This is a genomic window from Caenispirillum bisanense (assembly GCF_900230255.1).
GTDB lineage: Bacteria > Pseudomonadota > Alphaproteobacteria > Rhodospirillales > Rhodospirillaceae > Caenispirillum > Caenispirillum bisanense_A.
On sequence record NZ_OCNJ01000001.1, the window covers coordinates 575,636 to 594,398 of the forward strand.

15 protein-coding genes are annotated in these 18,763 nt (G+C 70.6%); 2 read left to right on the top strand and 13 right to left on the bottom strand.

Features of this window, described 5'->3' with window-relative positions:
• Positions 1 to 2: 2 nt before the first annotated feature.
• The 13 genes from murB to rnd form a co-directional block, all read right to left on the bottom strand.
• A complete protein-coding gene (gene murB, locus CRP50_RS02845) occupies positions 3 to 1,013 on the bottom strand; it encodes a UDP-N-acetylmuramate dehydrogenase (protein WP_097277452.1) in 1,011 nt (336 codons plus the stop codon).
• Positions 1,010 to 2,437: a UDP-N-acetylmuramate--L-alanine ligase gene (gene murC / locus CRP50_RS02850; protein WP_097277453.1), complete on the bottom strand. Its 1,428-nt coding sequence runs from the start codon at positions 2,435 to 2,437 to the stop codon at positions 1,010 to 1,012. The genes murB and murC overlap by 4 nt, the downstream gene beginning before the upstream one ends.
• Positions 2,434 to 3,567 (bottom strand): undecaprenyldiphospho-muramoylpentapeptide beta-N-acetylglucosaminyltransferase, encoded by a 1,134-nt coding sequence (murG, locus tag CRP50_RS02855; protein WP_097277454.1) that lies wholly within the window; start codon positions 3,565 to 3,567, stop codon positions 2,434 to 2,436. Before murG ends, murC begins: the two co-directional genes overlap by 4 nt.
• The gene (gene ftsW / locus CRP50_RS02860) at positions 3,567 to 4,697 is read right to left on the bottom strand and encodes a putative lipid II flippase FtsW (protein WP_097277455.1); all 1,131 of its coding nucleotides are present in this window, start codon (positions 4,695 to 4,697) and stop codon (positions 3,567 to 3,569) included. Before ftsW ends, murG begins: the two co-directional genes overlap by 1 nt.
• A complete protein-coding gene (murD, locus tag CRP50_RS02865; RefSeq protein WP_097277456.1) occupies positions 4,694 to 6,082 on the bottom strand; it encodes a UDP-N-acetylmuramoyl-L-alanine--D-glutamate ligase in 1,389 nt (462 codons plus the stop codon). Before murD ends, ftsW begins: the two co-directional genes overlap by 4 nt.
• 142 nt (positions 6,083 to 6,224) lie before the next feature.
• Positions 6,225 to 7,310, bottom strand: a complete 1,086-nt coding sequence (gene mraY, locus CRP50_RS02870; RefSeq protein ID WP_097277457.1) for a phospho-N-acetylmuramoyl-pentapeptide-transferase — start codon at positions 7,308 to 7,310, stop codon at positions 6,225 to 6,227.
• Positions 7,311 to 7,347: 37 nt separating this feature from the next.
• A complete protein-coding gene (locus CRP50_RS02875; RefSeq protein ID WP_097277458.1) occupies positions 7,348 to 8,775 on the bottom strand; it encodes a UDP-N-acetylmuramoyl-tripeptide--D-alanyl-D-alanine ligase in 1,428 nt (475 codons plus the stop codon).
• Positions 8,772 to 10,253 (bottom strand): UDP-N-acetylmuramoyl-L-alanyl-D-glutamate--2,6-diaminopimelate ligase, encoded by a 1,482-nt coding sequence (locus CRP50_RS02880; protein ID WP_097277459.1) that lies wholly within the window; start codon positions 10,251 to 10,253, stop codon positions 8,772 to 8,774. Before CRP50_RS02880 ends, CRP50_RS02875 begins: the two co-directional genes overlap by 4 nt.
• Positions 10,237 to 12,036, bottom strand: coding sequence for a peptidoglycan D,D-transpeptidase FtsI family protein (locus CRP50_RS02885; protein WP_097277460.1), 1,800 nt, complete (start codon positions 12,034 to 12,036; stop codon positions 10,237 to 10,239). The genes CRP50_RS02880 and CRP50_RS02885 overlap by 17 nt, the downstream gene beginning before the upstream one ends.
• Complete coding sequence (locus CRP50_RS02890) at positions 12,033 to 12,479, bottom strand: hypothetical protein (RefSeq protein ID WP_097277461.1); 447 nt, start codon at positions 12,477 to 12,479, stop codon at positions 12,033 to 12,035. Before CRP50_RS02890 ends, CRP50_RS02885 begins: the two co-directional genes overlap by 4 nt.
• The gene (rsmH, locus tag CRP50_RS02895; RefSeq protein WP_097277462.1) at positions 12,476 to 13,447 is read right to left on the bottom strand and encodes a 16S rRNA (cytosine(1402)-N(4))-methyltransferase RsmH; all 972 of its coding nucleotides are present in this window, start codon (positions 13,445 to 13,447) and stop codon (positions 12,476 to 12,478) included. Before rsmH ends, CRP50_RS02890 begins: the two co-directional genes overlap by 4 nt.
• Positions 13,444 to 13,923 carry a division/cell wall cluster transcriptional repressor MraZ gene (locus tag CRP50_RS02900; protein ID WP_097277463.1) on the bottom strand — a complete coding sequence of 160 codons (480 nt, stop codon included), beginning with the start codon at positions 13,921 to 13,923 and terminating at the stop codon, positions 13,444 to 13,446. Before CRP50_RS02900 ends, rsmH begins: the two co-directional genes overlap by 4 nt.
• 584 nt (positions 13,924 to 14,507) lie before the next feature.
• Positions 14,508 to 15,665, bottom strand: a complete 1,158-nt coding sequence (gene rnd, locus CRP50_RS02905; RefSeq protein ID WP_097277464.1) for a ribonuclease D — start codon at positions 15,663 to 15,665, stop codon at positions 14,508 to 14,510.
• 196 nt (positions 15,666 to 15,861) lie between these two features.
• Between rnd and aspS the strand changes: the two genes are divergently transcribed.
• Positions 15,862 to 17,703, top strand: a complete 1,842-nt coding sequence (gene aspS, locus CRP50_RS02910) for an aspartate--tRNA ligase (RefSeq protein ID WP_097277465.1) — start codon at positions 15,862 to 15,864, stop codon at positions 17,701 to 17,703.
• Positions 17,704 to 17,871: 168 nt separating this feature from the next.
• Positions 17,872 to 18,738, top strand: coding sequence for a cell envelope integrity EipB family protein (locus CRP50_RS02915; RefSeq protein ID WP_176524996.1), 867 nt, complete (start codon positions 17,872 to 17,874; stop codon positions 18,736 to 18,738).
• The last annotated feature ends 25 nt before the right edge of the window (positions 18,739 to 18,763 follow it).

The following is an 18,763-nucleotide window of genomic DNA, read 5'->3' on the forward strand; positions in this document are numbered from 1 at the left end:
CGTCATGCGTCGTCTCCTTGGTCGGCGGCGGGGCGGATGGCCCGGGGATCGTCGGCGGGAACACCGATGCGGCGGATCTCCCACCGCAGCTCGATGCCGCTGGTTTCGTGCACGCGGCGGCGAACCTCCTCGCCCAACGCTTCAACCTGGGCGGCGGTGGCATCGCCGAGATTCAACAGAAAATTGCAGTGCTTCTCACTGACCTGGGCGCCGCCCATGGTCAGCCCGCGGCACCCGGCGGCGTCGATGAGCTGCCAGGCCTTGTGACCTTCGGGATTGGCGAAGGTGGAGCCGCCGGTGCGGGTGCGCACGGGCTGGCTGTCCTCGCGCTGGCGCCGGATTTCGGCGATGCGCTCGGCCACGGCGGCGGGGTCGGCGCCGGGCTCGCCCTTGAGGGTGGCGGCGGTGAACACCCAGTCCTCGGGCACGCCGCAGTGGCGGTAGGACAGGTCCATGTCCTCGGGCCGCAGGGTGTGCAGGCGGCCTTCGGCGTCGAGCGCCTCGGCGGTGACGAGGACGTCCTTGATCTCGCGGCCGTAGGCGCCGGCGTTCATGCGCAGGGCGCCGCCGATGGTACCCGGCACGCCGGTGAGGAATTCGAGCCCGGCGATGCCGGCCTCCTGCGCCACCGTCGCCACGTGGGCGTCCAGCGCCGCGGCGCCGCAGCGCACGAAGCCGCCGGCCTCCGCCTCGATCTCGGCGAAGCCGCGGCCGAGCCGCACCACGAGGCCCGGCACGCCGCCGTCACGCACCAGCAGGTTGGAGCCGACGCCGATGACCGTCAGCGCCACGTCGGCCGGGCGGGCGGCGAGGACCGTCGCCAGGTCGTCCACGTCCACCGGCCGCACCATCAGCTCGGCGGGACCGCCGACGCGGAACCACGTCACCTTGGCCAGATCGGCGCCCGCGCTCACCCGGCCGCGCACGCGCGCCAGCGCGCCGGCCATCCGGTCGGACAGCGGCGCGGCGGGCGCGGTGGTGGTGGCGGCGGTGCGGCGGGCGTCGAGGCTCATTCCGCGGCGCCCTCCGGGCCGTAGAGGTCGGCGAGCTGGGCCGGCAGGGCGTGCGCCCAGGCGGTGATGTTGCCGGCGCCGAGACACACCACGATGTCCCCCTTGCGGGCGACGCGGCGCACCGTCTCCGCCAGCAGTTCCGGCCGGGCGAGCGGAATGGCGCCGCGGTGGCCGCGCTGGCGCAGGCCGTTGACCAGCGCGTCGCGGTCGACGCCGGGGATGGGGGCTTCACCGGCGGCATAGACGTCGGCCACGACCACCGTGTCGGCGTCGTTGAAGCAGGTGCAGAATTCCTCGAACAGGCTGTTGAGGCGGGTGTAGCGGTGCGGCTGCACCACGGCGACGACGTTGCCGGTGGTGGCCGAGCGCGCGGCGCGCAGCACGGCGGCGATTTCCACCGGGTGGTGGCCGTAGTCGTCGATGACGGTCACGCCGCCCGCCTCGCCGGTCTTGGTGAAGCGGCGCTTGACGCCCGAGAAGCCGGCCAGCGCCTGACGGATGGTGTCGTCGGACAGGCCCATTTCCACGGCGATGGCGACGGGCGCCAGGCTGTTGGTCACGTTGTGCTCGCCGAACATGGGCAGGCGCAGGTCCTGGATGAGGCGCTGGCGGCCGCTCATGCGGTCGGTCACCATTACGTCGTAGCGGGCGCCGCCGACGCCGATGCGCACGTTCACCGCCCGCACGTCGGCCTGGGGCGACAGGCCGTAGGTCACCACGCGGCGGTCGGAGACGCGCGGGATCATGGCCTGCACCTCCGGGTGGTCGATGCACAGCACCGCCAGACCGTAGAACGGGATGTTGGTGATGAAGGTCTGGAACGCCTCGCGCAGTTTGTCGAAGGACCCGTAGTGGTCCATGTGCTCGGGGTCGATGTTGGTGACGATGGCGATCACCGCCGGCAGCTTGGTGAAGGTGCCGTCGCTCTCGTCGGCCTCGACCACCATCCACTCGCCGTCGCCCAGGCGGGCGTTGGTGTTGTAGGCGTTGATGATGCCGCCGTTGATGACCGTCGGGTCCATGGCGGCGGCGTCGAGCATGGCGGCGACCATGCTGGTGGTGGTGGTCTTGCCGTGGGTGCCGCCGACGGCGATGGCCCACTTCAGGCGCATCAGCTCGGCCAGCATCTCGGCGCGGCGCACGACCGGGATCAGGTTCTGGCGGGCGGCGACCACTTCCGGGTTGTCGGGCTTCACCGCCGAGGAAATGACCACCACCTGCGCATCGCCCAGGTTCTCGGCGCGGTGGCCGATGTGGACGGTGATGCCCTTCTCGCGCAGACGCACGACGTTGGCGCCTTCCGCCTGGTCGGAGCCCTGCACGGAATAGCCCAGGTTCACCAGGATCTCGGCGATGCCGGACATGCCGATTCCGCCGATGCCGACGAAGTGGATGGTTCCGATATCGAGCGGCATGGCCCTCATTGGGCGGTCTCCCTGGCAACGGCGGTCGTGGCGGTGGTGGTGGTCGCGGCGAGCTTGGCCTCGACCAGATCGGCGAGGCGCGCGGCGGCATCCGGCACCCCGAAGGCGCGGGCGGCGCCGGCGGCGGCCTGGAGGCTCGCCGGCATGGCGAAGAGGTCGGCGAGGCGGGCGGTCAGCGCCTCGGCCGTGAAACGGTCCTGCGGCATCAGCCAGCCGCCACCGGCCGCGTCGACGGCGCGGGCGTTGGCGGTCTGGTGATCGTCGGTGGCGAAGGGGTAGGGCACCAGGATGGCCGGGCGGCCCGCCGTCGTCATCTCGGCCACCGTCGAGGCACCGGCGCGGGCGATGAGCAGGTGGCAGGCGGCGAGGCGCTGCGGCACGTCGCCGAAGAAGCTCTCGAGCGTCGCCTCGGCGAGGCCGGCGCCGGCATAGGCGGCGCGCACGCGATCCAGGTCTTCCGGGCGGCACTGCTGGGCGACGTGCAGGCGGCCGCGGATCTCGGCCGGCAGAGCCGCCAGCGCCGCCGGCACCACGTCGGACAGGATGCGCGCGCCCTGGCTGCCGCCGAGCACCAGCAGGCGCAGCGGCGCGGTGCCGTCGACAGCGGGGTAGGGGGCCTCGCGCACCGGCACGATGGCCGGGCGCACCGGCATGCCGGTGTGGACGCGCTCCACCGTCGGCGGCAGGTGGCGCACCGCGTCGAAGCTGGTGGCGATGGTGGAGACGCGGCTCGCCAGCAGGCGGTTGGCGCGGCCGAGCACGGCGTTCTGCTCGTGGATCACCGTCGGGATGCCGAGCAGGCTGGCCGCCGCCATGGCCGGCAGCGAGGCATAGCCGCCGAAGCCGACCACCACGGCGGGCTTCATGGCCGCCAGGATGCCGCGCGCCTGCAGGGCGCCGCGGGCGATGTCGACGAGGCCGAGCACCTGCCCGATGCGGCCGCGGCCCGCCACCTGTCCGGCGCGCACGCGCACCGTCTTCAGGCTGCCGAGCACGCCGCCGTAGGTGGCGCCGCGGCTGTCGGTGACCAGCGTCAGGTCGTGGCCGCGGGCCAGCAGCTCGGCCGCCAGGGCCTCGGCGGGGAAGACGTGGCCGCCGGTGCCGCCGGCGGTGAGGACGACGAGCGCCATCAGACACCCCCTCCGCCGGTCGGGCGGCGGCGGGTGAGCGCCAGCATCATCCCGAAGCCGAGCGCCAGCGCCAGCGTCGAGGAGCCGCCGTAGGACACGAAGGGCAGCGTCATGCCCTTGGTCGGCATCAGGTGCAGGCTCGACGCCATGTTGATGAGCGCCTGCAGGCCGAACTGGCTGACGAGGCCGCCGACGGCGAGCAGGACGAACAGGTTGTCCTCCTCCATGGCGCGCGCGATGCCGCGCAGCACGATGAAGGCGAACAGGCCGACGATGAATATGCAGAGGATCAGGCCGAATTCCTCGCCGGCGACGGCGAAGATGAAGTCGGTGTGGGCGTCGGGCAGCAGTTCCTTGACGCGCCCTTCGCCGGGGCCGCGGCCGAACAGGCCGCCGTCGCGGAAGGCCTGCATGGCCTTGTCGATCTGGTAGGTGTCGCCGCTGGCCGGGTCGAGGAAGCGGTCGATGCGGCTCTTGACGTGGTCGAACAGGAAGTAGGCGCCGACCGCGGCACCCAGGCCGGCGGCGACGAACAGCACCACCAGCACCATGGGCAGGCCGGCCAGGAAGAACTGCGCCGCCCACACGGCGGAGACGACCAGGGTCATGCCGACGTCGGGCTGCGCCAGCAGCAGCAGGGCGACCATGGCGTAGAGGCCGATGGCGATCCACTGGCCCGGGAAGCCCTCGTTCTCGCGCCCAGCGGAGAACATCCAGGCGGCGGTGACGGCGAAGAACGGCTTGATGAATTCCGACGGCTGGATGGACAGCGGGCCGATGTGGATCCAGCGCGCCGCGCCCTTGATCTCGGTGCCGATGAACAGGGTGGCGAACAGCATCAGCGCCGTCACGCCGAAGCCGACGGCGGCCAGGCGGCGCACCGTGCGCGGCGCCATCAGCGACACCACCAGCATGACGCCGATGGCGACCGGCAGAAACACGAACTGGCGGCGCACGAAGTGGAAGGCTTCCGCCCCGATGCGGCCGGCGGCGGCGGGGCCGGCGGCCATGACCAGGAAGATGCCGATGCCGATGAGCGCCAGCACCGCGGCCAGCAGCCAGCGGTCCACGGTCCACCACCAGCGGCCGAGGATGCTCGTGTCCGTGCGGGAGATGGTGATGGTCGTCATGCCGCTCCCCGTGCCGTGATGTCGTGGACGAGCGCCCGGAAGACGTCGCCGCGATGCTCGAAGCTCTTGAACTGGTCCCACGAGGCGCAGGCCGGCGACAGCAGCACCACCGCACCCTTGCGGCCGTCGCGGCGGGCGTCGGCGGTGGCGGCGGCGACGGCGGCGTCGAGCGTGCCGCACTGGCTGTGCGCGATGTGCGACCCCAGCGTCTCGCCGAAGGCCTCGGCCGCCTCGCCGATGAGGTAGGCGTGGCGGATGCGCGGGAAGTAGCCGAGCAGGCTTTCGATGCCGCCTTCCTTCGCCTGCCCGCCGAGGATCCAGTAGATGTCCTTGTAGCAGAGCAGCGCCTTCTCGGCGGCGTCGGCGTTGGTCGCCTTGCTGTCGTTGACGAAGCGGATGCCGTCCACTTCCGCCACCAGCTCCTGGCGGTGGGCGAGGCCGGGGAAGGTGCGCATGGCCGCCGCGATGTCCTCGGGCGCGACGCCGCGGGCGCGGCAGGCGGCATAGGCGGCGCAGGCGTTCTGCCAGTTGTGGGCACCGGGCAGCGTCGGGATGCCGCGCAGGTCGATGACCTCGCGCGGGTAGCCGGCGTCGGTGGCGTCGTAGAGCACGCCGTCGAGCGTGAACACGCCGCCCGGCTCCTCGCCGTCGCCGCGCACCGGCACCACCGTCTGGTCGACGCGCTGCGCCACCGTCTGGGTCAGGCCGCGGCAGTGGCGGTCGTCCTGGCCGATGACGGCGGTGGCCGGCTGGTGCTGGTTCTTGAAGATGAGCGCCTTGGCGGCGACGTAGCCGTCCATGCCGCCGTGGCGGGCCAGGTGATCGGGCGTGACGTTGAGCAGCACCGCGACGTCGCAGTCCAGCGACGGCGTCAGCTCCAGCTGGTAGCTCGACAGCTCCAGCACGTAGGTGCCGAAGAAGGGCAGGGGCTCCAGCTCCAGCACCGGCGTGCCCAGGTTGCCGCCCACCTCGACGCGGTGACCGGCGCTCTTCAGGATGTGGCCGATGAGGGCGGTGGTGGTCGACTTGCCGTTGGTGCCGGTGATGCCGACCACGAAGGCGTCGGCGCAGCGCGCCAGCAGAAGCTCGATGTCGCACACCGGCGCGATGCCCAGGCGATCGAGCACGGCCTTGGCCGGGTGCGGCTTGGGGTGGGTGTGGGGGATGCCGGGGCTCCAGACGCAGAGCGCGATGTCGGCCCAGTTGGCGAGCGTCGGCTCGGCGCAGGTGAAGCCCTGGGCCTGCGCCTCGGCGCGCTTGGCCTCGCCGTCGTCCCAGCACAGCACGCGGGCGCCGCCCTTGCTCAGGGCACGCGCCGCCGACAGCCCCGTCTTGCCGAGGCCCAGGACCGCGACGGTGCGGCCGGCGTACTGCGGGATGACCATGCTCACGTCGTTCGTCCCCTGGGTGGGTCGCTGCAACTCTGGCGGTACTCTTTCCCGAGATCCGCCCGGCGTCCCCGTTGTTGTGGGTGGGGTTCGCCGGGCGGTCTCTCTTTTCTCTCTCTCGTGCCTTCCCGGTCAGCCCCTAGCGGAGCTTCAGGGTGCTCAATCCGGCGATCGCGAGGATGCCGGCGATGATCCAGAAGCGAATGACCACGGTGCTTTCCGCCCACCCCTTCTTTTCGAAGTGATGGTGCAGGGGCGCCATGCGGAACACGCGCTTTCCGGTCAGTTTGAAGCTGGCGACCTGAACGATGACGCTCACCGTCTCCAGCACGAAGAGGCCACCGACGATCGCGAGCACGATCTCGTGCTTGGTGGCCACCGCAATGGCACCCAGCGCACCGCCGAGTGCCAGCGATCCCGTGTCGCCCATGAAGATCATGGCCGGGGGAGCATTGAACCACAGGAAGCCCATGCCGGCGCCGACCAGGGCGGCGCACAGGATGGCGAGTTCGCCCGTCCCCGGCACGTGGTGGATCTGCAGGTAGTTGGCGAAGATGGCGTTGCCGACCAGATAGCTGATGAGCATGAACACGCCCGCCGCGATCATCACCGGCACGATGGCGAGGCCGTCCAGGCCGTCGGTGAGGTTCACCGCGTTGGAGGCGCCCACCATCACCAGCATGGCGAAGGGAATGTAGAGCAGGCCCAGGTCGAGCAGAACGTTCTTCAGGAACGGCATGGCGAGGTGGTTGTCGAGCGCCGACATGGTGCCGTAGCTGATCATCAGCGCCGCCACGGCGGCGATGCCGAACTGCACCAGCAGCTTCATCTTGCCCGACACGCCCTTGGTGTTGCGCTTGGTCACCTTCAGGAAGTCGTCGGCGAAGCCGAGCAGGCCGTAGCCGACCGTCACCAGCAGCACCGCCCACACGAACACGTTGCTGAGGTCGGCCCACAGCAGCGTCGAGGTGAAGGTGGCGAACAGGATCATCAGGCCGCCCATGGTGGGCGTGCCCTTCTTGGTCAGCAGGTGGGTTTCCGGGCCGTCGGCGCGGATGGGCTGTCCCTCGCGCTGCTTCTTCCGCAGCCAGCGGATCAGGAGCGGTCCGACGAGGAAGGCGACGACGAGCGCCGTCACCACCGCTCCGCCCGCCCGGAAGGTCAGGTAGCGGAACAGGTTGAGCATGGCGACTTCGCCGGACAGTTGGGACAGGAAGTAGAGCATGGTCCCGCGGCTTTCCTAACTCTCGATCCGTGTTGCGTCAGCGTCCGTCGTCGGCAGCGGTGTCGAGCGCCAGCAGGGCGTCGAGCACCACCTTCATGCGGCTCCCCAGCGATCCCTTGACGGTGACCGTGTCGCCCGCGCGGACGTCGGCGGCCACCAGCGGGGCGAGTGCCGCGCTGTCGGCCGCGTAAAGTCCGCGCAAGGCCGGCGGCAGCGCGTCGTGCAGGCGGGCCATGTGGGGTCCGCAGCAGTGCACGACGTCGATGCCGCCCGCGGTCACGGCATCGGCGAGACCGGCATGCATGGCGTCCGCCTGCACACCGAGTTCACGCATGTCGCCGAGCACCGCGATGCGTCGCCCGCCCGGCCCGACAGCCGCCGTCCTGAGAACCCCGAGAGCCGCCCGTACCGACACGGGCGAGGCGTTGTAACTCTCATCGATGACCGTGAGAAGCCCTCCGCCGTGGCTTTTCGGCAAAGAAATCGATTGACGCCGTCCGCGCCCTTTCGGGGGCTCCATCGCGCCGAGCGCGAGAGCCGCCGTGGTTGCATCACCGCCCGCCGCATCGACCGCCGCGAGCACCGCCAGGCTGTTGAGCGCCCAGTGTTTTCCCACCGCGCCGACGGTGTAGACGAGCGGCTTGCCGGCCAGCGAGGCGCGCACCGCCGTGGTGCTCTCGCCGGGCTCGACGGCCTCCAGGCGCAGGTCGCTGTCGGGGTGCTCGCCGAAGGTGACGACGCGCAAGGCGCGCTCCGCCGCGACGCCGCGCAGGATGTCGAAGTGGTCGTTGTCGCGCGGCAGGACGGCGGTGCCGCCTTCGACGACGCCTTCCAGGATCTCGGCCTTGGCGCGGGCGATGTCGGCGACGGAGGCGAAGAACTCGATGTGGACGGCGGCGACGGTCGTCACGATGGCGACGTGCGGGCGGGCGACGGCGGTCAGGTCGCGCAGCTCGCCGGCGTGGTTCATGCCCATCTCCAGCACGCACCACGCGGTGTCGCGCGGCGTGCGGGCGAGGCTGAGCGGCAGGCCCCAATGGTTGTTGAAGCTGCCCTCGCTGGCGGTGGTGGTGCCGAGCGCGCCGCAGGCCAGCCGCAGCATTTCCTTGGCGCCGGTCTTGCCGACGCTGCCGGTGACGGCGATCACCCGCCCCGTCAGCCGCGCCCGGGCCGCGATCCCGAGATCCCGCAGGCCGGCCAGCGTGTCGTCGACCACCAGCAGGCGGGCGGCGTCGACGCCCTCCGGCACGCGATGGACCAGCGCGGCGGCGGCGCCTTTCTCCAGCGCCTGGGCGACGAAGTCGTGGCCGTCGAAGGAGGGACCGGCCAGCGCGACGAAGAGGTCGCCTTCGCCGACCGTACGGCTGTCGATGGAGACGCCGGTGCAGGCCCAGTCGCCGGCGGTGCGTCCGGCGGTGGCGGAGGCCGCTTCGGCGGCGGTCCACAGGGGGGCGAGCGCGGTCATGCGGCACCTCCGTCGGCGCGGGCGACGGCCTTCTGCGATTCTTCCACGTCGTCGAAGGGGTGGACGAGGGTGCCGATGGTCTGGCCGCTCTCGTGACCCTTGCCGGCCACCAGCAGCACGTCGCCGGGGCCGGTCAGGCGGGCGACGCCTTCGGCGATGGCGGCGCGGCGGTCGCCGATCTCGATGCCGCCGGGGCAGCCGGCCATGACCTCGGAGCGGACGAAGGCGGGGTCTTCGGTGCGCGGGTTGTCGTCGGTGACGATGGCGACGTCGGCGAGGCGGCTCACCACCTCGCCCATGACCGGGCGCTTGCCGCGGTCGCGGTCGCCGCCGGCGCCGAACACGCAGACGAGGCGGCCGGCAGCGTGCGGGCGCAGGGCCTCCAGCACCGTCTCCAGGGCGTCGGGGGTGTGGGCGTAGTCGACGTAGACGGCGGCGCCGTTGGCGCGGGTGGCGGCCAGTTGCAGGCGTCCAGGCACGCCGGTCAGGCGCTCCAGCAGCGGCGCGGCGTGCGCCGCGTCGGCGCCGCAGCCGATGACGAGGCCGAGGGCGCAGAGGGCGTTCTCCGCCTGGAAGGTGCCGGCGAGCGGCAGCTCCACCACCATGTCGCGGCCCTCGACGCGCAGGGTCAGGCGCTGGCCGTGGGCGGTGCGTTCGGTGGCGACGACGCGCAGGGTGTCGCCGTTCGCGCCGTAGGACACGACGCGCAGCCCGGCCTGTTCCGCCGTCGCGCGCAGGGCGGCGTATTCGGGGATGTCGGCGTTGAGGACGGCGGCACCGCCTTCGCCCACCTGCGCGCCGAACAGCTTGGTCTTGGCGGCGAGGTAGGACTCCATGGTGCCGTGGTAGTCCAGGTGGTCGCGGCTCAGGTTGGTGAAGCCGCCGGCGGCGACCGTCACGCCGGCCAGCCGGTGCTGGTCGAGGCCGTGGCTGGAGGCTTCCATGCACAGGTGGGTCACGCCGCGGTCGGCGCACTCGGCCAGCAGGCGGTGCAGCTGCACCGGGTCGGGCGTCGTCAGCTTGCCGTCGATAGTCCAGTCCGGCCCGATGACGCCGAGGGTGCCGAGGCTCGCCGCCGCATGGCCGAGGTGCAGCCACAGCTGGCGGGCGAAGTTGGCGGTGGACGTCTTGCCGTTGGTGCCGGTGACGGCGGCCACCACCTCGGGCTGGCGGCCGTAGAAGGCGCCGGCCATGCGGGCGAAGGCGCGCTTGGGCTCGGCGGCGACCAGCAGGGCGACGGAGGTCGCGCCGGCGGGCAGGGCGGTGCCTTCCGGCGCGAGCACGGCGACGGCGCCCTTGTCGATCGCCTGGGCGATGTAGTCGCGGCCGTCGAGCTTCCAGCCGGGCAGGGCGGCGAACAGCATGCCGGGCTCGACCGCCCGGCTGTCGGCGGTGAGCCCGGAAACCGTCAGGCCGTCGGCGTTGCCGGCGGCGAGGGTGGCGCCGGCGGCGCGCGCGAGATCATTCAATGATCGCATCGGCGTCCCTTCCGGTGGCGGCGGCTTCCAGGATGCCGGCGGGGCGGCGTTCGGGCAGCGCGGCCGGCGTCAGCGGCTCGAAGCTCGGGAACACGCCGAGCAGCGGGGCGATGCGGGCGACGATGCGGCCGGCGGTGGGGGCGGCGTTCCACCCGGAGGTGATGAAGCCGTAGGTTTCTTTCAGCGGCTGGGGTTCGTCGAGCACGGCGAGGATCACGTAACGGGGGGCGTCCATGGGGAAGGCGCCGACGAAGGAGGTCATCACGGCGCGGCGGGCGTAACCGCCGGCACTCGAGACCTTCTCGGCGGTGCCCGTCTTGCCGCCGACGCGATACCCGGGAACGTTGGCCTTCTTGGCGGTGCCCTGTTCCACCACGGCGCGCATCAGCCGGCGCATGATGTCGCTGGTCTGTGGCGAGATCACGGCACGGCCGTCGACCTGGTAGTTTTCGTCCTTCTTCAGCAGCGTCACGCTGGGCAGGGCGCCGCCGTTGACCATGGCCGCCGTCGCGCGGGCCAGATGCACCGGCGTCACCGCGATGCCGTGGCCGAACGAGATGGTCATGGTGTTCACTTCGCGCCACGGATTGGGATAGAGCGGCGCGCCGTTCTCCGGCAGCTCGATGGAGATGGGCTGCAGCATGCCCAGCTTGCCGAGGAAGGCCTTCTGCATCTCGGTGCCCAGTTCCAGCACCATGCGCACGGACCCGATGTTGGACGACTTCACCAGGATCTGGCCGACGTCCATCAGCCCGTGCTCGGGGTGGCTGTCGCGGATGGTGAAGCGGGCGACGCGGATGGGGTTCTCCACGTCGTAGCGGCTGTTCAGGCCGATCTTGCCGCTCTCCAGCGCCATGGCCGTGTTGAACAGCTTGAAGGTCGAGCCCATTTCGTAGACGCCGAGGGTCGCCTTGTTGAAGCGCTGGTCCTGGCCGGCGGTGCCGATGTGCACGGGGTCGTAGTCGGGCAGCGACACCATGGAGACCAGCTCGCCGGTCTGGATGTCGAGCACGAGGCCGGTGGCGCCGACGGCCTTGAACTTCTCCATGGCGTAGAGCAGTTCGTCGCGCACCGCCGCCTGGACGCGAATGTCGACGGCCAGCTTCAGCGGCTTGCCGCCTTCGTTCAGCTTGTCGTTGAAGGTCAGCTCGATGCCGGCGATGCCGTTGTTGTCGAGGTCGGTGGCGCCGACCACGTGGGCCGCCAGGGCGCCCTGCGGGTAGATGCGGCGCGAGGCGTCCTCGAAGTCCACCCCGACGAGGCCGAGGGCGTTGACGTCCTGCTGCTCGCGCGGCGTCAGGTTGCGGTCGATGTAGACGAACTTCTTGCCGGAGGCGAGCTTGTCGTAGACCTCCTTGTAGGCGAGGTCGGGCAGCACCTCGGTCAGGCGCTTGGCGGCGTCGGCCGGGTCGGCGATGAGGTTCGGCTTGGCGTAGAGGTTGACCGTCGGCAGGTTGGTGGCGAGCAGGATGCCGTTGCGGTCGACGATGTCGGCGCGGCCTTCGTCGTATTCGGCGGTGGCGGCGCGGCGGGCGATGGACACCGGCGGCTCGCCGCCCTTCAGCAGCATCAGATCGACCAGCCGGAAGCCCACCAGCGAGAAGGCGCAGGCGAACAGACCGGCCGCCACCACGAGACGGGTGCGGCCGATTTCGACGTGCTTGCGGCCGGGGCCGTGCAGGGTGACGCGCGCCTTCGTACGCGCCGGGCGGATTTCCTCGCCCGGATAGAGGAAGGGGTCGTCGTCGCGCTGGAAGCGCTTGAAGAGGCGGCGCAAGGTCATGGCACGGTCCTCGTCGCGGTCGCCAGCTGGGCCTGCGGCACCGGCGGCGGCACCGCCACCATGGCACGCCCGCCGGCGGCGGGCGGCGCGGTCGGCTTGGGCGGCGCCTTGGCGGCGGGCGGCGCCTTCGGCGCATCGGGCGCGGCTTCGGCCTCGGGCGCTGGCGGCGGCCGCAGCGGCAGTTGCGCGACCGTGCTCACCTGGTCGGGGGCGAGCGGCGCCATGCCGAGGTGACGGCTCGCCAGGTCGCGCAGGCGCGACGGGTCGTTCATGTAGCTCCACTCGGCCTGCAGCACGTGGACGGCGGCGCGGTCGGAGCGGATCTCGCGGTTGAGACGGGCCAGTTCGTCCTCCAACCCCTGCACTTCGTACTTCAGCATGAAGAGGCCGACGCCGACGGCGATGGCGAGCACGGCCCAGACGAGGGTGGCGGCGCGGATCATGCCTTGGCTCCATCGGCAGAGGGGGCGGGGGCGTCGGTGCGTTCGGCGACACGCAGCTTGGCGGACCGGGCGCGCGGGTTGGCGCGGCATTCCTCCGGCCCCGGCGCGATGGCCTTGCGGCTGACGTCGTGGAAGGTGGGGGCGGGGCCGCTGGCGGCGACGTCCACCGGCACGTGGCGCGACACGCCGCCGGTGCGGCCGCTGCGCTCGCGGATGAAGCGCTTGGCGACGCGGTCTTCCAGCGAATGGAAGGTGACGACGGCCAGCCGGCCGCCCGGCGCCAGGATCGCCTCGGCGCCGGCGAGGCCGCGTTCCAGCTCGCCCAGCTCGTCGTTCACGGCGATGCGCAGGCCCTGGAAGGTGCGGGTGGCGGGGTCGATGCCGTCCTTGCCCTTGCGCACCACGCGGCGGACCACCTCGGCCAGTTCCAGCGTGCGCTCGAAGGGCTTTTCGGCGCGGGCTTCGACGATGGCGCGGGCGACGCGGCGGGCGTAGCGCTCCTCGCCGTAGAAATGGATGATGTCGGCCAGCTCGGCCTCGTCGGCCTCGTTGACCACGTCGGCGGCGGAGCGGCCGGCCTTTTCCATGCGCATGTCGAGCGGCCCGTCCTTGGCGAAGGAGAAGCCGCGCTCGGCCTCGTCGATCTGCATGGAGGACACGCCGATGTCGAGCGCGACGCCGTCCACCGGGGCGGTGAACCCATGCGCCGGCAGCAGCGTCGCCATGTCGCCGAAGCGGCCCGACAGCAGGGTGAAGCGGCCGGGGAAGGCCTGCCGCAGCGGCTCGGCGCGCACCTGCGCCTCGGGGTCGCGATCGATGGCGACGACGGTGCAGTCGGCAGCTTCGAGGATGGCGCGGGTATAGCCGCCGGCCCCGAAGGTGCCGTCGACGTAGACGCCGCCGGCGCGCACCGCCAGGGCCGCCAGCACTTCGGCCAGCAGGACGGGAACGTGGGGCGCGGGCGTCATGCGTCGCCTCCCGGAACGCGGGTGCGGGCGAGGGAGACGGTGGGGCGCTTGTCGCGGGCCTTCTTCATGAGCTCGGCGGTGTGAACCTTGAGGCGGTCGGGATGCCAGATCTGGAACTTGCGGCCCTTGCCGACGAAGGCGGCGGTGTCCGTGATGCCGGCATGGTCCATGAATTCGGCGGGCAGGATGATGCGGCCTTCCGGGTCGAAGGCCAGCTGACGGGCCTGGGCGAAGACCAGCGTCGCGAGGTCGTCCTCCTCCTCCGAGAACACGGCCGCGGTGGCGTCCATGCCGGCGGCAAGTTCTTCGAGGAAGCTCGCGCCGCAGCCTTCCAGGCTGTCGGCGGTGAAGCTCGGGAACACGACGGCACCGGCGAACCCCTGTCCGGACAAGGTCGCACGGAAGGGAGCCGGCACGCTGACGCGGCCCTTCTTGTCGACCTTGTTGATATGGGTGCCCGTGAACAGGGCGAGCATGACGCCCCCCGTTTTCCCAAGTGGATGCCCCGGTGACGCTGCCCGCTTGCCCCCGTCGGCGCGCGTGCAGGTCAGTCATGGTATCGCATGGGAAAACATGGGTGTCAACGTGCCGCGACTGGTAATCATCCCCTTCATTCGAAGGGGGTAGCGCCTTTCATTGACATGGTCGAAGTAGTTGTCCACAGACGCGCGACTCGTGTCAATCCTTGAGGTTTGTAGCACTCGCATTAGGTGTCACATTTATTTGTTCGGTGGATGTTCCTGTGGATAAGTCTGAGGATACATCGTGCACGACCGTCCCATGCATTCAGTGCGCACCGGCCTTTCGATCCGCGCCGAATCATGGCCGGAGGCGCCGGAACAGGCGGCGTGGCGGCGTCGTCCCATGTTTTCCCATGGCGGAACCCCACGCCGACCCATGCCGGCCCATGGCCGGGGGCGGATGTGGATAAGTCTGGGGGAGAGGGCGGGAGAAGCGGTGGGAAAGGGCGCGCGTCGTCGCGGCCCGTGCAAAGGCCGCAGCAACAGAGGCGGGGCCCGCGCAAAAGGAAAGGGCGGCTCGTCGGCCGCCCTTCGCGTCGTCAGTCTTCCAGGTCGAGCGCCTTGACGCCGCCGTCGCCGGACAGGGCCAGCGCCAGCTTGCCCCGTTTCAGCTTCAGCGCGTCCTCGCCGAACACGAGGCGCCGCCAGCCCTGGATCGCCGGAACGTCGGCGTCGTCGTCCATGGCGAGCAGTTCCAGGTCGTCCATGCTGGCGACCATCTTCTGCGCCACGTCGTGTTCCTCGCAGCGCATCTTCAGCAGCACGCGCAGCAGGTCGATGGCCGGGCCGACGCCCGGCGGCACGTCGCGCTTGGGCGCCATGACCGGCGCCTCGGCCTCGGGCACCGCCTTGCCGCGGGCGATGGCGTCGAGGATCTCGCGGCCGAGCCGGCCCTCGGCGGTGGAGCGGCTGATGGCGCGCACGTGCGCCAGTTCGTCCACCGAGGAGGGGGCGTGGGCGGCGATCTCGAGAATCGCCTCGTCCTTCAGCACGCGCTGGCGCGGCATGTCCTTGGTCTGGGCCTCGCGCTCGCGCCACGCCGCCACTTCCTTCAGCACCGCCAGGAAGCGCGGGCTCTTGGTGCGGGGCTTGAGGCGCAGCCACGCCTGGTCGGGGTCGAAGCTGTACTTCTCCGGGTCGACCAGCGAGTCCATTTCCTCGTTCAGCCAGTGGGCGCGGCCGTCGCGCTCCAGCCGCTTGCGCAGCTTTTCGTAGACCATGCGCAGGTGGGTGACGTCGGCGAGCGCGTAGTGCAACTGACGCTCGGTCAGCGGCCGGCGGGTCCAGTCGGTGAAGCGCATGGACTTGTCGATGCGCGCCTTGGCGAGCTTGGTCGCCAGCGTCTCGTAGCCGACGGACTCGCCGAAGCCGCACACCATGGCGGCGACCTGCGTGTCGAACAGCGGCCGCGGGAAGTCGCCCATGGCGCGGTAGAAGATTTCCAGGTCCTGCCGTGCGGCGTGGAAGACCTTCAGCACGGCCTCGTTGCGCATGAGGTCGAACAGCGGCGTCAGGTCGATGTCGGGCGCCAGCGGGTCGATGCACCAGGCTTCGTCGGGACCGGCCACCTGCACCAGGCAGAGGCCCGGCCAGTAGGTGCGGTCGCGCATGAACTCGGTGTCGACGGTGACGTACTCGGCCTTCGACAGGCGGTCGCACAGGGCGCGGAGAGCGGCGGAATCGGCGATGAGGGTCATGCATTTGCTATAACGCGCCGCGGACTCCGCGGCAAGATGCGGCGCGACGTCGGGTGCGGCTTTCGGCGCTGCCGCGGGCGTTCTTGACAAAATCCGCGTTAGGGTGTGCTTTCGCGCCTCCAATGGCTTATCTTGCCGGCTTCCCGCGCCTGCGCAGGCGCGGGACGTCAGGCCGTCGCAACCCCGAGAGGATGTCATGCACCAGTATCGATCCCATACCTGCACCGATCTGCGGGCCGAGCACGCCGGTCAGACCGTGCGGCTGTCGGGCTGGGTGCATCGCAAGCGCGACCACGGCAACCTGCTGTTCATCGACCTGCGCGACCACTACGGCATCACCCAGGTGGTGTGCGACACCTCCAGCGCCGTCTTCCCGGTGCTGACCGACCTGCGCGTCGAGAGCGTCGTCACCGTCACCGGCAAGGTCGTCGAGCGTTCCGCCGAGACCAAGAACCCCCGCCTCGCCACCGGCGACATCGAGGTGCAGGTGGCCGAGGTGGCCATCCAGTCCACCGCCGACGTGCTGCCCATCCAGGTCGCCGGCGACCAGGACTATTCGGAAGAGATGCGCCTGCGCTACCGCTACATCGACCTGCGGCGCGAACAGATCCACAAGAACATCCTGCTGCGCAGCCAGGTGATCTCCTACCTGCGCCAGAAGATGATCGAGCAGGGCTTCACCGAGTTCCAGACGCCCATCCTGACCGCGTCGAGCCCGGAAGGCGCCCGCGACTTCCTGGTGCCGAGCCGCATGCACCCCGGCAAGTTCTATGCCCTGCCGCAGGCGCCGCAGCAGTTCAAGCAGTTGCTCATGGTGGCCGGCTTCGACCGCTACTTCCAGATCGCGCCGTGCTTCCGTGACGAAGACGCCCGCGCCGACCGCAGCCCCGGCGAGTTCTACCAGCTCGACTTCGAGATGAGCTTCGTGACGCAGGACGACGTGTTCGCCGCCATCGAGCCGGTGCTGCACGGCCTGTTCACCGAATTCGGCAACGGCCGCGCCGTCACCCCGGCGCCGTTCCCGCGCATTCCCTTCGACGAGGCCATGCTGAAGTACGGCTCCGACAAGCCGGACCTGCGCAACCCCATCGTCATCGCCGACGTCACCGACGCCTTCAAGGGCTCGGGCTTCGGCATCTTCGCCCGCGCCATCGAGGGCGGCGCCATCGTGCGCGCCATCCCGGCCCCGGGCGGTGCCGAGCAGCCGCGCTCGTGGTTCGACAAGCTGAACGACTGGGCGCGCGAGAACGGCGCCGGCGGCCTCGGCTATATCCAGTACGTGGTCGGCGGCGCCAAGGGCCCCATCGCCAAGAACCTGGACGACGAGCGCGTGGCGCTGATCCGCGAGCGCTGCGAGCTGAAGGAAGGCGACGCCGTCTTCTTCGCCTGCGACAAGCCGCTGAAGGCCGCCAAGTTCGCCGGCGCCGTGCGCACCAAGGTCGCCAACGAACTCGACCTGCTGGAAAAGGACGTGTTCAAGTTCTGCTGGACCGTCGACTTCCCCATGTACGAGCAGAACGAGGACACCGGCGAGATCGAGTTCAGCCACAACCCGTTCTCCATGCCGCAGGGCGGCCTGGAGGCGCTGAACACCATGGATCCGCTCGACATCAAGGCGTTCCAGTACGACATCGTCTGCAACGGCATCGAGCTGTCTTCGGGCGCCATTCGTAACCACCGCCCGGAAATCATGTACCGCGCCTTCGAGATCGCCGGTTACGGCCCCGAGGTGGTGGAGCAGAAGTTCGGCGGCATGCTCAACGCCTTCAAGTTCGGCGCGCCGCCGCACGGCGGTTCGGCCCCGGGCATCGACCGCATGGTCATGCTGCTGGCCGACGAGCCCAACATCCGCGAGGTCATCGCCTTCCCCATGAACGGCCAGGCGCAGGACCTGCTGATGAACGCGCCGTCGGACGTGACGGAAAAGCAGCTGAAGGAGCTGCACATCCAGGTGGTCAAGCCGAAGCAGATCAAGGCGGGCGAAGCCCGTGCGGCTACCCCCGAAGCGTCGGCGGGGACCGAAAAGACCGGCGCCTGAGCCGGCTCGCTTCGAGTACAGTAGAAGGCCGGACGACGGCCGTGGACGGGGCGCGCGACCGAAAGGGGGCGCGCCTTGTTCTTGTGGACGAGCGGGCCTACATCGGGGGAACGACCCGTTCGGCGGGACCGTTCAGGTTCCAAAGGGTCACTTTGAAGGATGACGCTCATGATCCGCACCACGTCTGGCCTCGCGCTCGCCGGCGTCCTCGTGCTGGGCGTGGCGGCGGCTCCGGCAGGCGCCGCGGAGCCCGCTTCCGCCGCCGCCAAGCTGGTGCCGCACGAGGCGACCTACGACATGCAGCTGTCCAGCTCGCGCAGCGGCAGCGGCGTCGTCGGGGCCAGCGGCACCATGCACTACACCTTCACCGACACCTGCGACGGCTATGCGGTCAACACCCGCACGCTCTTGTCCATCTCCTACGGCGTCGGCACGCCGGTGCTGACCGCGTGGGAATTCACCACGTGGGAGAGCTACGACGGCAGCCAGTACCGCTTCAAGGTGCGCAACAGCCGCAACGGCATGCTGGTGGAGACCATCGACGGCCGCGCCAGCATGCCCTCCGACGACGGCGCCGGCACGGTGGACTTCGTGCAGCCGGTGGCCCATTCCATCGACCTGCCGGCCGGCACGTTGTTCCCGACGGAACACACGCGCCTGCTGTTGGCCGAAGCCGAGAAGGGCCGCAAGTTCATCAATCGCTCGGTGTTCGACGGCTCCGGCGACCGCGGCCCCTACGAGGTGTCGGCGCTGATCGGCGTGCGGCGCGCGGGCGAGCCTGCGGTCGGCCCCGAGAAGGCCTCGGCCGGCGGTGCCGGCGAGGCGCGCATCAGCCGGGATCTGCTGCAGGGCACCTCGTGGCCCATGACCATGGCCTTCTTCCCGCAGGAGGGCAACGACCCGCTGCCCGAGTTCCAGGTCGGGCTCGCCTACCACACCAACGGCGTGGCCGGCAGCGTCCAGCAGGACTTCGGCGACTTCTCCATCGGCGGCAAGCTGACGGACCTAAAGCCCGTCGCCAAGCCCGAGTGCTGATCTGAGACGACGGGACGATCCCTGG

Coding starts and splice junctions, on each gene's coding strand:
- murB (WP_097277452.1), bottom strand. CDS start 1,013: ATGAGCCTCGACGCCCGCCGCACCGCCGCCACCACCACCGCGCCCGCC.
- murC (WP_097277453.1), bottom strand. CDS start 2,437: ATGAGGGCCATGCCGCTCGATATCGGAACCATCCACTTCGTCGGCATC.
- murG (WP_097277454.1), bottom strand. CDS start 3,567: ATGGCGCTCGTCGTCCTCACCGCCGGCGGCACCGGCGGCCACGTCTTC.
- ftsW (WP_097277455.1), bottom strand. CDS start 4,697: ATGACGACCATCACCATCTCCCGCACGGACACGAGCATCCTCGGCCGC.
- murD (WP_097277456.1), bottom strand. CDS start 6,082: ATGGTCATCCCGCAGTACGCCGGCCGCACCGTCGCGGTCCTGGGCCTC.
- mraY (WP_097277457.1), bottom strand. CDS start 7,310: ATGCTCTACTTCCTGTCCCAACTGTCCGGCGAAGTCGCCATGCTCAAC.
- CRP50_RS02875 (WP_097277458.1), bottom strand. CDS start 8,775: ATGACCGCGCTCGCCCCCCTGTGGACCGCCGCCGAAGCGGCCTCCGCC.
- CRP50_RS02880 (WP_097277459.1), bottom strand. CDS start 10,253: ATGCGATCATTGAATGATCTCGCGCGCGCCGCCGGCGCCACCCTCGCC.
- CRP50_RS02885 (WP_097277460.1), bottom strand. CDS start 12,036: ATGACCTTGCGCCGCCTCTTCAAGCGCTTCCAGCGCGACGACGACCCC.
- CRP50_RS02890 (WP_097277461.1), bottom strand. CDS start 12,479: ATGATCCGCGCCGCCACCCTCGTCTGGGCCGTGCTCGCCATCGCCGTC.
- rsmH (WP_097277462.1), bottom strand. CDS start 13,447: ATGACGCCCGCGCCCCACGTTCCCGTCCTGCTGGCCGAAGTGCTGGCG.
- CRP50_RS02900 (WP_097277463.1), bottom strand. CDS start 13,923: ATGCTCGCCCTGTTCACGGGCACCCATATCAACAAGGTCGACAAGAAG.
- rnd (WP_097277464.1), bottom strand. CDS start 15,665: ATGACCCTCATCGCCGATTCCGCCGCTCTCCGCGCCCTGTGCGACCGC.
- aspS (WP_097277465.1), top strand. CDS start 15,862: ATGCACCAGTATCGATCCCATACCTGCACCGATCTGCGGGCCGAGCAC.
- CRP50_RS02915 (WP_176524996.1), top strand. CDS start 17,872: ATGATCCGCACCACGTCTGGCCTCGCGCTCGCCGGCGTCCTCGTGCTG.